Source organism: Ralstonia sp. 1B3 (assembly GCF_036631435.1).
The window spans coordinates 1-13522 of record NZ_JAPNUG010000006.1; the positions used below are offsets into that span (position 1 = coordinate 1).

7 protein-coding genes, 3 tRNA genes and 6 pseudogenes are annotated in these 13522 nt (G+C 63.6%); 14 read left to right on the forward strand and 2 right to left on the reverse strand.

What is annotated here, in order from left to right:
- Positions 1 to 53: 53 nt before the first annotated feature.
- From rnc to nagZ, 6 genes and pseudogenes are all read left to right on the forward strand, one after another.
- Positions 54 to 815: pseudogene (rnc, locus tag OWR21_RS01455) on the forward strand (ribonuclease III).
- Between the two features lie 8 nt (positions 816 to 823).
- Positions 824 to 1761 (forward strand): annotated as a pseudogene (era, locus tag OWR21_RS01460) (GTPase Era).
- Positions 1762 to 1793: 32 nt separating this feature from the next.
- Positions 1794 to 2611, forward strand: a pseudogene (gene recO / locus OWR21_RS01465) (DNA repair protein RecO).
- A gap of 19 nt (positions 2612 to 2630) precedes the next feature.
- The gene (gene pdxJ / locus OWR21_RS01470; RefSeq protein WP_332394443.1) at positions 2631 to 3398 is read left to right on the forward strand and encodes a pyridoxine 5'-phosphate synthase; all 768 of its coding nucleotides are present in this window, start codon (positions 2631 to 2633) and stop codon (positions 3396 to 3398) included.
- The gene (gene acpS, locus OWR21_RS01475; RefSeq protein WP_147214234.1) at positions 3395 to 3838 is read left to right on the forward strand and encodes a holo-ACP synthase; all 444 of its coding nucleotides are present in this window, start codon (positions 3395 to 3397) and stop codon (positions 3836 to 3838) included. Before pdxJ ends, acpS begins: the two co-directional genes overlap by 4 nt.
- Positions 3835 to 4882, forward strand: a pseudogene (gene nagZ / locus OWR21_RS01480) (beta-N-acetylhexosaminidase). Before acpS ends, nagZ begins: the two are co-directional and overlap by 4 nt.
- 74 nt (positions 4883 to 4956) lie before the next feature.
- On the opposite strand, the gene efp reads toward nagZ, so the two are convergent.
- Complete coding sequence (efp, locus tag OWR21_RS01485; protein WP_027677743.1) at positions 4957 to 5526, reverse strand: elongation factor P; 570 nt, start codon at positions 5524 to 5526, stop codon at positions 4957 to 4959.
- 122 nt (positions 5527 to 5648) lie between these two features.
- On the reverse strand, positions 5649 to 6842 hold the full coding sequence (earP, locus tag OWR21_RS01490) for an elongation factor P maturation arginine rhamnosyltransferase EarP (protein WP_332394441.1): 1194 nt from the start codon (positions 6840 to 6842) through the stop codon (positions 5649 to 5651).
- 92 nt (positions 6843 to 6934) lie between these two features.
- On the opposite strand from earP, the pseudogene uvrC reads away from it, so the two are divergent.
- From uvrC to OWR21_RS01530, 8 genes and pseudogenes are all read left to right on the forward strand, one after another.
- A pseudogene (gene uvrC, locus OWR21_RS01495) lies at positions 6935 to 8906 on the forward strand (excinuclease ABC subunit UvrC).
- Positions 8907 to 8973: 67 nt separating this feature from the next.
- Positions 8974 to 9549 (forward strand): CDP-diacylglycerol--glycerol-3-phosphate 3-phosphatidyltransferase, encoded by a 576-nt coding sequence (pgsA, locus tag OWR21_RS01500; RefSeq protein WP_147213581.1) that lies wholly within the window; start codon positions 8974 to 8976, stop codon positions 9547 to 9549.
- A 136-nt stretch (positions 9550 to 9685) separates the two neighbouring features.
- A tRNA-Gly gene (locus tag OWR21_RS01505) sits at positions 9686 to 9761 on the forward strand.
- 53 nt (positions 9762 to 9814) lie between these two features.
- Positions 9815 to 9890 (forward strand) — tRNA-Gly (locus tag OWR21_RS01510).
- A gap of 92 nt (positions 9891 to 9982) precedes the next feature.
- Positions 9983 to 10056: transfer RNA gene (locus OWR21_RS01515), tRNA-Cys, on the forward strand.
- Between the two features lie 227 nt (positions 10057 to 10283).
- A complete protein-coding gene (locus OWR21_RS01520) occupies positions 10284 to 11516 on the forward strand; it encodes an MFS transporter (RefSeq protein WP_332394442.1) in 1233 nt (410 codons plus the stop codon).
- A gap of 392 nt (positions 11517 to 11908) precedes the next feature.
- Positions 11909 to 12620 (forward strand): annotated as a pseudogene (locus OWR21_RS01525) (response regulator transcription factor).
- Between the two features lie 78 nt (positions 12621 to 12698).
- Positions 12699 to 13522, forward strand: an 824-nt coding sequence (locus OWR21_RS01530; RefSeq protein ID WP_442968587.1) for a FecR domain-containing protein, incomplete at its 3' end; no start/stop codon positions are given.

Below are 13522 nucleotides of genomic sequence, written 5' to 3' on the forward strand. Positions count from 1 at the left end.
GCTGTATGGCCCCATCGGTCTGGTGATCACCTATTCGGGGACCCAGCGTTGACATGAGTCTGGATGCGCTACAGCAACGTCTTGGCTACCGCTTCAGCAAACCGGAGTTGCTGCAGCAGGCGCTCACCCATCGCAGTCACAGCGCGATGCACAACGAGCGCCTGGAATTTCTTGGCGATTCGATCCTGAACTGCGCCGTCGCGGACATGCTCTACGGCATGTTCGGCAAGCTGGATGAGGGCGATCTTTCGCGGGTGCGGGCCAATCTGGTCAAGCAACAGGCGTTGTACGAGATCGCGCAAATGCTGCAATTGCCCGATGCCCTGCGTTTGGGCGAAGGTGAGTTGAAGAGTGGCGGTTTCCGCCGTCCATCTATCCTGGCCGATGCGCTGGAAGCGATTTTCGGGGCAGTGTTCCTCGACGGCGGCTTCGATGCCGCCCGCACGCTGATCCGCAAGCTCTATATCCCGATCCTTGAACAGGTCGATCCGCGCACGCTTGGCAAGGACGCCAAGACGCTGTTGCAGGAGTACCTCCAAGGTCACAAGATTGCGTTGCCGCTGTACACGGTGGTGGCTACCCACGGCGCGGCGCATAATCAGCAATTCGAGGTCGAGTGCTCGATCCCGAAGCTGGAGATTCGCGTCTCCGGCAGCGGGGCATCGCGGCGCGCGGCCGAACAATCGGCGGCCAAGCTGGCCTCGAAGCGCATCGCCTGGTGCCGCAGCTCGTCAAGCGCAGCCGCGCCGAGCGCACTGGCGCGCAAGCAGGCCACGCCGCCCGATCCGCAGTTGTCTCTCCGGTTGAAGGAATAATCAGGTAAATGAGCGACACCCCATTGCAGCCTCCGCAGCCAGAATCTGGCGTGCCGGAGGGGTTCCGCTGCGGCATGGTCGCCATTGTCGGGCGGCCGAACGTCGGCAAATCCACGCTGATGAACGCCCTCGTGGGCCAGAAAGTCAGCATCACATCGCGCAAGGCGCAGACGACGCGTCACCGCATCACCGGCATTCAGACGACGGATGACGCACAGTTCGTTTTCGTCGATACGCCAGGCTTTCAGACACGTCACGCCACCGCGCTGAACCGTTCGCTGAACCGCGCGGTCACGTCCACGCTTACGTCGGTGGATGCGGTGTTGTTCGTGGTCGAAGCCGGTCGCTACGGCCCGACGACGAAAAGGTGCTCTCGCTGCTGCCGCGCGAGACGCCCGTGATCCTGATCGTCAACAAGGTGGATCGGCTCGATGCGTACACGCGCGCCGAGATGGTTGCCGTGTTCCTGCAGGACATGGCGCAGGTGTTTCCGTTTGCCGAAATCGTGCCGATGTCGGCCAAGAACCGCGACGACATCGATCGGCTGCTCGGCATCGTGCGCCCGTATCTGCCGGAAGGTGAGCCGATGTACGACCCGGAGGCGCTGACCGATCGCAGCGAGCGCTTCCTGGCTGCCGAAATCGTTCGCGAGAAGGTTTTCCGCTGGACGGCGACGAGCGCCGTATTCCAGCACCGTCATCGTCGACAAGTTCGAGACCGAAGGTCGCCTGCGCCGCGTGTTCGTCACCATCCTCGTCGACCGCGACGCGCACAAGGCGATGATCATCGGCGCGAAGGGCGCCAAGCCTGCAAGCAGATCTCCACCGAAGCCCGCATGGACATGGAAAAACTGTTCGACGGCAAGGTGTATCTGGAGGTCTGGATCAAGGTCAAGAGCGGCTGGGCCGACAACGAAGCCGGCCTGCGCGCCTACGGCTACGAATAACCATTTAGCCGGGCCACTTCTACACACGCTCGATGGCGGGACGATCCGATCCGATTCCGGACGAAGCCGCGGAATGGCTTGCCGAGGAAGGCGTTGCCGGCGCCGCGCCGCGCAAGAGCTTTCCTGCCGGGCGTTCCGAAACGCGTGTTGCTGCGCAGCCGGCCTTCGTGCTGCACAGTTATCCGTATCGGGAAACCAGCCTCATCATCGACGTCTTTACGCCGGACTACGGGCGCATGGCGTTGGTTGCCAAGGGGCGAAGCGGCCGCATTCAGCGCTGCGCGTGTTGCAGACGTTCCAGCCGCTGTCGCTGTCCTGGAGCGGGCGCGGTGATGTGCGCACGCTCACGCGCGCAGAGTGGGTTGGCGGCATGCTGCCGCTGGGCGGAGAGGGACTGCTGTCCGGCTTCTATCTGAACGAATTGCTCGTCAAGTTCGTCGCCCGCGAAGACGGCCACCCGGTCCTGTTCGCGCATTACGTCGAAACGCTCAACAAGCTTGCCCATGGCGAACCCGCGGCCTTCACGCTGCGGGCGTTCGAACGTGTGCTGCTGCGTGAGACCGGCTTTGCCGCGCAGCTCGACCGCTGCATCGACGGCGAACCCGTGCAGGCTGATGCCGAATACGTCTATCACCCCGAGCGCGGCATCCGGCGCACGCTGCCCAGCGATCCATCGTCGTGGCCCGTCTTGCGCGGCCAGACGCTGATCGACATGGAGCGCGATGATTACGCCTCACGCCCCACGACCGCGCAGCAAAGCCGCAGCCTGATGCGATTCCTGCTGCATTATCATTTGCATGGCACGCCGCTTTCGACGCGCCAGATCCTGATCGACTTGCAGAAACTATGATCTTCACGCCTCGCCGGGAATCATCGACCTGGGTATCAACATCGACCACGTCGCTACGCTGCGCAACGCGCGCGGCACCACGTACCCGGACCCGATCGCCGCGGCGCTGCTGGCAGAAGAAGCCGGCGCCGACCTCATCACCCTCCACCTGCGCGAAGATCGCCGCCACATCAAGGATGCCGATGTGCGCGCCCTGCGGCCGCAACTGCGCACGCGCATGAACCTCGAGTGCGCCGTCACGCAGGAGATGCTCGACATCGCATGCGACATCGGCCCGCAGGACGTTTGCCTCGTGCCCGAGCGCCGTCAGGAAGTGACGACCGAAGGCGGGCTGGACGTGGTTGGTGGTTTTGCCAAGGTGCAGGCCGCTTGCAAGCAACTGGCCGATGCGGGCATCCGCGTGTCGCTGTTCATTGATCCGGATGCGGCACAGATCGAGGCCGCTGCCGCTGCCGGCGCGCCCGTCATCGAACTGCACACGGGCCGCTATGCTGAAGCGACCGACGATGCCGAGCTGCGGGCAGAACTCGTCCGCATCGAAACCGCCGTGGAAGAGGGCATCCGCTGGGGCGTGCGGGTGAACGCAGGCCACGGCCTTCACTACACGAACGTGCAGCCGATTGCCGCCATCGCCGGCATTCATGAGCTCAACATCGGCCACGCCGTCGTTGCGCATGCGGTGTTTGCCGGCTGGCAGAACGCGGTGCGTGAGATGAAGGCGATCATGGTTGCGGCGCGGTTGTCGTCCACGACGCCAGCGGCTGCACACCCGGGCGTGCCTGTATGAACGAACGGGCCGCAGCCGCCTCGGTGTCCGGCGCCATTTATGGCATCGGCACGGACATCATCCAGATCGAGCGCGTCGAAGGCGTGATGCAGCGGACCAATGGCCGCTTCGCCGAAAAGGTGCTCGGCCCCGAGGAGCTGCGCGTCTACCATGCCCGCAAGGCGCGTTCAGAGCGCCGTGGCCTCGCGTTTCTTGCCACGCGCTTTGCCGCCAAGGAAGCTGTGTCCAAGGCCATCGGCCTGGGAATGCGCTGGCCCATGACGTGGCGTGCGGTCCAGACGCTCAACTTGCCCTCCGGCCAACCGGTGGTGCGCTACAGCGGCGAACTGGCCGACTGGATCGCGCAGCACGGCCTTCATATCCAGATCAGCGTGACGGACGAGCGCGACTACGCAGTCGCCTTCGCAGTCGCCGAGTTGCAAACGAAATCCTCCGCATGACCCAAACCAAAAACAGAAGCACCCCGGCCCGATCGTTCTGGATGTGGCCGGCCTGAAACTCGGCCCCGACGACGTTCGCCGCATTGCCCATCCGTTGACGGGGGCGTGATCCTGTTTGCGCGCAACTTTGAATCGCGCGCGCAGTTGACGGCGCTCACGCAAGCCATTCGCGCGATTCGCAACGACGTGCTGATTTGCATCGACCACGAAGGCGGTCGCGTGCAGCGTGCCAAGACCGACGGTTTTACGCACCTGCCCGCCATGGGCGCGCTGGGCAAGTTGTGGGACACCGATGTGCTGGCCGCGACGCGCGCCGCCACGGCTTGCGGCTATGTCCTGGCCGCAGAACTGCGCGCCTGCGACATCGACCTCAGCTTCACGCCCGTGCTCGATCTGGACTACGGCAGCAGCAGCGTGATCGGCGATCGCGCGTTCCATCGCGACCCGCGCGTGGTCACGATGCTCGCCAACCACCTGACGCTGGGCCTACGCCTGGCCGGCATGTCCAATTGCGGCAAACATTTCCCGGGTCACGGCTACGTCCAAGCCGATTCGCACATTGCTGTGCCTGTGGACGAGCGCCCGCTTGAGGCCATTCTTGCAGACGATGCGCAGCCCTACGGCTGGATGGGAATCGGCCTGCAATCCGTCATGCCGGCGCACGTGATTTACTCGGCTGTCGATCCGAACCCGGCGGGCTTCTCTCGCTTCTGGCTGCAGGACACGCTGCGCGCGCATTTCAACTTCGACGGCGTGATCTTCAGCGATGACCTGAGCATGGAAGGCGCGAGCGTTGCCGGCACGGTGGTCGACGGGGCGCGTGCGGCGCTCACGGCCGGCTGCGACATGGTGCTGATCTGCAATGCGCCGGAGAAGGCCGATCAACTGCTCGGCGAGCTGGACGTGCCCATGGGCAAGGCATCGCAGCGGCGCGTGCGCCGGCTGTTTGGCGGCCGGGCTGTGAAGGACTGGGCGAAGCTGCAGCAGCAATCGGCCTACAGGCAGGCGCTGCGCACGTTGCGCGAGGCGAAGCTCATCGCTTAGCCCCAGAAACGCACAAAGCGTGGTGGTAAAGAAAAGGCTCCCGAGGGAGCCTTTCTTCTTGCTGCGGCGCCAGCTTACTTGGCGCGGCTGCGGTACTCGTCGGTACGCGTATCGATTTCGATCTTCTCGCCGATGTTGCAGAACAGCGGCACCATGATCACGAATTCTTCGTTGTCGTTGATGCGAGCTGCCTTCAGCACCTTACCCGACGACGTGTCGCCCTTGACTGCCGGCTCGGTGTAGACGATTTCGCGGACAACCGTGGTCGGCAGTTCCACCGAGATGGCGTTCTCGTTGTAGAACGTCACTTCGACCTTCATGCCGTCTTGCAGGTAGTTCAGCGCGCTGCCCATGGCGGCGGGCTCAACGTTGTACTGTTCGTACGTGACCGGATCCATGAACACGTACATCGAGCCGTCGAAGTAGGAGTACTCGGCTTCCTTCTTCTCCAGGATGACCTGGTCCATCTTGTCGTCGGCGTTGAACACCGACTCGCCGCCTGCGCCCGTCAGCAGGTTCTTGTACTTCATCTTGACGACGGCGCCCGAACGGCCCGAACGGCTGTACTCGGTCTTGAGCACGACCATTGCGTCGTTGCCGATCATGAACACGTTGCCAGCGCGGAGTTCTTGCGCGATTTTCAAAGCCATTTCACAGTTCCTGAGAGTAAGAGGGTTCGATGCGCGCCAAGCAACGAAGCACCGCGCGATACCCTCCGGGCCGCGCGAACCAGGTCAGAGCCGGGGGTCGCATACAGATCAGCCCGCTATTTTACCTGTTTTTCGCAAAATGCCACCAAATTCGCGGCGAGATCGCCCAGTTGCATCAAGCTTTGCTCCCAGGTGACGGCCCGTACGCGCAGGCGAGGCGCAACGGCTGCAAAGTCCGTCCAATTGAGTGATGCCGGCGCACCATTCCAGGCGTGCCAGAACGAGATCAGCGCTTTGGCATCGGCCTCTGTCAGGGCTGGCGTATAGCGCGCCAGAAATGCGTCGAGCTTGATGAGATGTACGTCGTCGCTTTGGGGATAGATGTGCCAGACAAACGGCTTCAGCGCCCATTGGGCGCGCACGAAGGAGTCCTCCCCACGTACGAAGTTGATGTCGCATGCCCACAGCAGCGGGTCATAGTGCTCCTGTGGGACGAACGGCACGACTGCCACCGTGAGGTTGCCACGCGTCCAGCGCGCGCCCGTCTTGGCAGAGCCGGCATCGCCCATTAGCTCGGCGATCTGCTGGGCGGCCAGCCCTTCGGGCACCAGGCAGATCACGGGCTGTGGCGCTGCTTCCCATTGAGCGACCAGCGTTGGCAATGCCGGATTGGCATAAGCGAACAGGCTTACGCGCAGGGCGTCGGGGGTGTTGCGCATCAGGTCGTCGACCCCGAGGCGGTGCCACAACGCCTGGTGCGCGGCGGGGCTCGCCTCGAACGTCTGGCGTTGCGCGCCAAGATGCGATTCCCGCAGGACGCCGCCGGTGTTGCGTGCAAAGCCCGGAAAGAAGAAGTGTTTGACGAGCGGCAGTCGCAGATGTGGCGACTGCATCGCGTGATGCTCGGCCACCCAGTTCTCGGCGCTCAGGTATTCCAGGTTGATCCAGACGGGCGCCGATCCTTGGGATGCCCGCTCGGCCATGAGCGCCAGCACGGGCTCCGGAACGGCGCATGCGAATGCGCCAATCACCACGTCATGCAAGGTTGGGTGTGCATCAGCGGCCAGAAGGGCCGCCACCTGCGCATCGTCGGCCCAATGGCGGATATCGACGCCCGAGACGCGTTGCGCGACGGCTTTAGCGTCGACTGCGGGGCAGATCTTTTCAAACGAACGGAGATCGTCGACCCACAGACGGACGGTGTGGCCGTGCTCCTGTACAAGCTGGCGGGCCAGGCGCCAGCAGACGCCGATGTCGCCGTAATTGTCGACGACGCGGCAGAAGAGATCCCAGGATGTGATGGTGCGCATGCAGGAAGGCGAGTCGGGCAGCGAAGAAGGGCGGGCCGACATTGTAGTCGGCAGCTTGTTCTACACTGACGGCCTCTGATCCAGCGAACGCCATGTCGTCCGACCCCACGCAACCCCAGCCCCCGAGACGCCCGAGAGCGTCGAGCCCAGCGCGCCCGTGAACGTGCCCGAATTCGACGCGAAAGCGCACATCGCGCGCCTGCCGAACCTGCCGGGCGTGTATCGCTACTTCGATGCGCAGGGCAACGTGCTCTACGTGGGCAAGGCGCGCGACCTCAAGAAGCGCGTGTCGAGCTATTTCAACAAAACGCTGCTTTCGCCGCGCATCGCGATGATGGTGGCGAAGATCGCGCGCATCGACACCACCGTCGTGCGCAGCGAGGCCGAAGCGCTGCTGCTTGAGAACAACCTCATCAAGGCGCTGGCGCCGCGCTACAACATCCTGTTTCGCGACGACAAGTCGTATCCGTATCTCAAGCTCACGCATCACGCCTATCCGCGCATGGCGTATTACCGCGGCGCGACCGATCGCAAGCACCAATACTTCGGCCCGTTTCCGAGCGCGCATGCGGTGCGTGAAAGCATGCAGATCCTGCAGAAGGTGTTCCAGCTCCGCACGTGCGAAGACACCGTCTTCAACAACCGCACACGACCGTGTCTGCTGCATCAGATCCATCGCTGCAGCGGCCCATGCGTCCAGGCGATCAGCCCGGAGGATTACGCGCGCGACGTCGCCAACGCCGCCGGTTTCCTGCAGGGTCGACAGGACGAGGTCATGCAGACGCTGCAGGACAAGATGCAGCGCTATTCCGAATCGCTGGCGTTCGAGCAGGCCGCCATCGTGCGCGACCAGATCGGCGCATTGTCGACGGTGCTCAAGCAGCAGTCGGTGGAAGAGGTCGGCCACGCCAGCGACATCGACATCCTGGCCGTTGCCATCAAGGGCGGCCACGCCTGCGTGAACCTCGCGATGGTGCGCGGGGGGCGGCATCTGGGTGACAAGGCTTACTTTCCCACGCACGTTGAGGAGGGCGCGGCCATCGTTGGCGTGGATGTCGAGGCCGGCGGCGATGCTGCGGTAGAAACGTCACGCGATGCCGAACGCATGGCCAGCGACATCCTGGAAGCGTTCGTTGCGCAGCACTATCTCGATCAGTTCGTGCCGCCAGTGCTGGTGGTCAGCCATCAGATTCATGCAACCGAGTTGATCGATGCGCTGGCCGAGCAGGCCGGGCGTCGCATTTCGGTTGTGCGCCAGCCTCAGGGCGGGCGCCGCGCCTGGCTGGAGATGGCGGAGAAGGGCGCCGAGCTGTCGCTGATGCGCCAGCTTTCCGAGCAGGGCAGCCAGCAGGCCCGCACGCGCGCACTGGCCGAGACCATCGGCATCGATCTAGAAGACCTTGCCGCGCTGCGCGTCGAGTGCTTCGACATCAGCCACACCGCCGGCGAGGCCACGCAAGCCTCGTGCGTGGTCTTTCACAGCCACGCCATGCAAAACAGCGAATACCGCCGCTACAACATCCAGGACATCACCCCCGGCGACGACTACGCGGCCATGCGGCAAGTCCTCACGCGCCGCTACCAGAAGATCGTCGAACAGGCCGGCGAAGACGCGCCGAACATGCCGAGCATCGTGCTGATCGACGGCGGCAAGGGGCAGGTGGAAGTCGCGCGCCAGGTCTTTGAAGAGCTGGGGCTGGATATTGGATTGCTCGTCGGCGTGGCAAAGGGGAGGGGCGCAAGGTCGGCCTCGAAACGCTGATCTTTGCCGATGGCCGTCCGTCACTGGAGCTGGGCCAGGGCAGCGCTGCGTTGATGCTCGTTGCGCAGATTCGCGATGAGGCGCACCGCTTTGCCATCACCGGCATGCGCGCCAAGCGGGCCAAGGCGCGCAACACGTCGCGGCTGGAGGAGATCGAAGGCATCGGCGCCAAGCGGCGGCAGCGGTTGCTGGCGCGCTTCGGCGGCCTGCGTGGCGTGATGGCCGCGAGCGTCGACGAACTGGCCACGGTCGAAGGCATCTCGCAGACCCTGGCCGAAGAAATCTACCGTCAGCTGCATTGATCGGCGACAATGCCCCATCTTGCCGCGTAGGTTGGAGCTTGCGCGGCGGTTGTCCTCTCGATTTGCCATGCCTTTCAACTTCCCGATCCTCCTGACCTGGCTGCGTGTGGCCATGATCCCGCTGGTGGTGGGCGTGTTCTACGTGCCGGACACCTGGATGGCGCTACCCGCCAAGAACCTGACGGCCGCGGTGTTCTTCATCGTCGCAAGCCTCACCGATTGGTTCGACGGCTTTCTTGCGCGCCGCTGGAACCAGACGTCCGCGTTTGGCGCCTTCCTCGATCCGGTCGCCGACAAACTGATGGTGGCCGCCGCGCTGCTGGTGCTGCTGTCGTTGGGGCGCGTGTCCGACGTCATCGCGCTCATCATCATCGGCCGCGAGATCACCATCTCTGCCCTGCGTGAATGGATGGCACAGATTGGCGCGTCGAAGAGCGTGGCCGTCAACTTCCTCGGCAAGTTGAAGACGACCTTCCAGATGATCGCCATTCCGTTGCTGCTGTTCGAGGGCCGCCTGTTCGACGTGATCGACGCGCAGATGTGGGGGACATGGCTGATCTACGTGGCGGCGGTGCTCACGCTGTGGTCGATGGCGTACTACATGAAGCTCGCGTGGCCGCAGATTCGTGAGCGCGCAAAATGAGCCTGTAAAAACTCTTGCGCAAAAGTGTTGACGAGGACGATTCTTCTTTGCCATAATCTCGTTCTCGCGTTGCAGTGATGTGACGCAAACGGTCTGGCAGCACAAAGGTTGTACGGCAGTGCTGGTAGCCAAAAATGCGGGAATAGCTCAGTTGGTAGAGCGCAACCTTGCCAAGGTTGAGGTCGCGAGTTCGAGCCTCGTTTCCCGCTCCAGTTTTAAATATGTGGCTGTGTTGATGTGATGGCGCAGCGGCATAACCGGTTACGCGGGAATAGCTCAGTTGGTAGAGCGCAACCTTGCCAAGGTTGAGGTCGCGAGTTCGAGCCTCGTTTCCCGCTCCAATCCCGAAGGGAAGCCTTGCTTCCCTTTTTCTTTATCGGCACGGCAAACACGCGGTTCTTCACGAATTGCTACAATGCGGTGCTGAGCCCCTGGCGGGGTAGCAAAGTGGTTATGCAGCGGCCTGCAAAGCCGTGTACGCCGGTTCGATTCCGGCCTCCGCCTCCAGAATGCGAAAAAGCCCCGACTGGTTCGGGGCTTTTTCTTTTGCATCGTCGCAATGCACCGGCTCGGGTCTGGGCACTCCTGCCTTGACGCTCTCCTATTTGAACAATGCGTTGGCACAGAGTGCTGACGGCATCCGCGCTCAATCCCGCTCCAACTAAGTGGTTGCATGAGAAAACTGGGCTGACTAGACTCAAGCGGTTCTATTTTGAAACCGAATGAGGTGAAGGATGTCCCGTGATTGCGTTGTCGACGATTCGTCTAACGAGTGCGCCATTTCCTCTCCCGGGTTGTCACGTGCATGGGTCGCCATGCTGGCATTCTGCGCAGCGGCCAGTGTTTCCAACGTTTATTTCGCCCAGCCGTTGCTCGGAGCATTGGCCCGTGACTTTGCGCTCAGCGACGCATGGGCGGGCGGCATCATCGGTGCGACACAAGGCGGTTGCGCGCTCGCTCTGGCGTTGGTCGTTCCGCTGGGGGATCGTTGGCCGCGTAAGCCCGTGCTGTTGGTGCAGCTGGTCTTGCTGACGCTGGCGCTGCTCGCGGTAGGTCTGGCGCAGGCGCGCTGGTCGTTGCTCATCGGCATGCTCGCGATCGGCTTGCTGGGCACAGCAATGACGCAAGGACTGATCGCCTGCGCGGCCGCACTGGCGCCGCCGGCGGAACGCGGGCGCGTCGTTGGGGCGGTACAGGGTGGAGTCGTGATCGGTCTTTTGCTGGCTCGCGCCGTTGCGGGCTGGATTGCGGACGTTGCTGGCTGGCGGGCGGTCTATATGGTGTCAGCGGGCTTCTCGGCGGCGATGCTGTGCATGCTCTGGCGCGCGTTGCCGGCGCCGCCGAGTGGACTTTCGCCTATGAAATACGTAGCGCTGCTGCGCTCGATGTGGCAGCTCCTGGTGACCGAACGCGTATTGCAGATACGCGGCCTGATCGGTTTGCTGATGTTCGCGGCGTTCAACGTCTTCTGGAGCGCGATGGCGCTGGCTTTGAGTGCGCCGCCCTATGGGTTCTCCCCCGCAGGCATTGGTGCATTCGGTTTGGTTGGCGTGATCGGCGCGCTGGCGGCTGCGCGAGCGGGGCACCTGGCGGATCGAGGTTGGGCACAAGCGGCCACTGGCGTCGCGTTGGGTTTGCTACTGGTCGCCTGGCTACCGCTCGGTTTGGGTTCGCAGCATCTGGCAGGGCTCATCGTCGGCGTGGTTCTGTTGGACCTGGGTGGGCAAGCGGTGCACGTGCTCAACCAGAGTCTGGTCTTTCGCTTGCGGCCGGAGGCGCACAGCCGGCTGGTCGGCGCCTACATGCTGTTCTATGCGGCGGGCAGCGGATTGGGGGCGATGCTTTCGACGCAGGTGTATGCGTCGGCAGGGTGGTCAGGGGTGTGTCTTCTGGGAGCGGCTCTCAGCGTAGCGGCGCTGATGTTCTGGGCGGCGACCGCGGCTTGGATGCGCGGCCAAGGGCGCTAGCGCGAGGCTCGCCAGCAAATCCCGGGGCAGCGATACCCGGAAGACTCACCCGCGCGCGGGCCCGCTCCTATACTTGCTGAGAACTCACACCTTGTAATGGCGTGACAAAAAATGATAGAACGCCACAAAACCCGGCTCTGCGATTAGCTTTTCACAATTGTTTGCAATATCAAAGGGGCGGCCTTTTAGGATGAGTCGGGCTCAAGCCGGCGTGCGACACCTGCCGGTTGGGCGGAGGTAAACGGTCTTGCACGGGACGCGGCTGCCGCGCCGGTGCGGGCTGGCGGATCGAACTGCGATGCGCCAGCCAGGGACTCCAACCACATCGACGCACGGAGTGAGCCGGCATTTGCATAGCGATGCCGGACCCGAAACGGGAAAGGGCAATCCAGATGGCGATACGAATTGCCTCGGTCGAAGACAACCAGGCGCAATCGGACTTGATTCGCGAGATCCTGATTTCGTCCGGATACGAATGCGAGAGCTTCAATAACGGGGATGCCTTCGTCAAGGCGCTGCGGGATCGCACGTTCGACCTGCTGCTGCTCGACTGGCAGTTGCCCGATATCAGCGGCATCCAGCTTGTGAGCTGGGTGCGGAACAGTCGGCCCGGCGCTGCCGGTGCTGTTTCTGACCAATCGTTCGCTCGAAGACGACGTCGTGCGCGGTCTGGCGGCCGGCGCCGACGATTACGTCGTCAAGCCCGTGCGCCGTGCCGAGCTGGTGGCGCGCGTCGGTGCGCTGCTGCGTCGTGCGGCGCCGCGCACGAGCGAATCGCTCGAACGCATTCGTGTCGGCCCGTATGCGGTGGACCCGGTCGGGCGTGTGCTGACGTTGAACGGCTCGCAGGTCGAGCTGTCGCCGCGCGAGTTTGATCTTGCGCTGTACCTGTTCCGTAATGTCGGCAAGCTGGTGCCGCGCGAGCTGATCGAGCAGGCGGTCTGGGGGCGCAGCATTGGCCCGGATTCGCGCACGCTGGCCACGCATATCTCCAAGCTGCGGCTCAAGCTCGATCTCAATCAGAAGAATGGCGTGCGGCTGGTCTCGGTGTATTCGCATGGCTATCGGCTCGAAACCACGCAGGAAGATGGTGAAGCAACCTGACGCAATCTGGGGTGGTTTGATTGGGCGCGCCGCGTTTGTCGGCGCGTTCGTTCTTTTGGCGGCGTGTGGCAGGCTGCGATGGCGCAGCCTTCAGGCGCGGACGGCACCGATTTCGTCTATCGCGTGCAGCAGGGCGACACGCTGATCAACCTCGCCGAACGTTACATGGACAGCGTCGAGGGCTGGCGTCTGCTGCAGCAGCGCAACCACGTAGCCGATCCGTACCGGCTGAAGCCCGGTTCGCTGCTGCGCATTCCGTTCGATCGCATTCCGGTCGTCCCGGCGACGGCGCAGGTCGTGTTTGCCCGCGACGCAACCATCGGCGGCAAGCCATTGCAAGCCGGTACGAAGCTCGCAGAAGAAGCGCAAATCGACACCGGCGACAAAGGTGCCGTGACGCTGGCTTTTGATGACGGCACGCGCGTGACGGTGCCGCCGGGCAGCCACGTGGCGCTGTCGCGTGTACGAGCGTTTGCGCGTGCCGGCCTGATCGATGTGCGCGTCCACGTGAAGCAGGGCGAAGCGGAATCGAACGTCTCGCCCAGGAAGAGCGGCGTGGGCCGGTACGAGATATCGACGCCTGCGCTGGTGACGGGCGTGCGCGGTACGCGTTTCCGCGTGCAGGCGAGCGACGCCGTATCGACGAGTTCCGTGCTCGAAGGCGAGGTGGCGACGAGTGCCGGTCGACAGAAGCAGGCGGTCAAGGCCGGCTTTGGCGTGCAGGCATCGGCGGGGCACCTCAAGCGTGCGGCGCTGCCGGCAGCGCCCAGGCTCGATGCCATTCCGGAGCTTGTGCAGACGCCGTGCCTGCGCGCGACGTGGCAGCCCGTCAAGGGCGCTGTCGGGTATCGCGCTGCCGTGGCGCGGGATGCCGCCTTGACCGAACTCAGCGCTTATCAATC

Bases quoted from the DNA above. Each gene is read 5' to 3' on its own strand.
- acpS (WP_147214234.1), top strand. From the start codon at position 3,395: ATGAACGAACGGGCCGCAGCCGCCTCGGTGTCCGGCGCCATTTATGGC.
- earP (WP_332394441.1), bottom strand. From the start codon at position 6,842: ATGCGCACCATCACATCCTGGGATCTCTTCTGCCGCGTCGTCGACAAT.
- pgsA (WP_147213581.1), top strand. From the start codon at position 8,974: ATGCCTTTCAACTTCCCGATCCTCCTGACCTGGCTGCGTGTGGCCATG.
- OWR21_RS01520 (WP_332394442.1), top strand. From the start codon at position 10,284: ATGTCCCGTGATTGCGTTGTCGACGATTCGTCTAACGAGTGCGCCATT.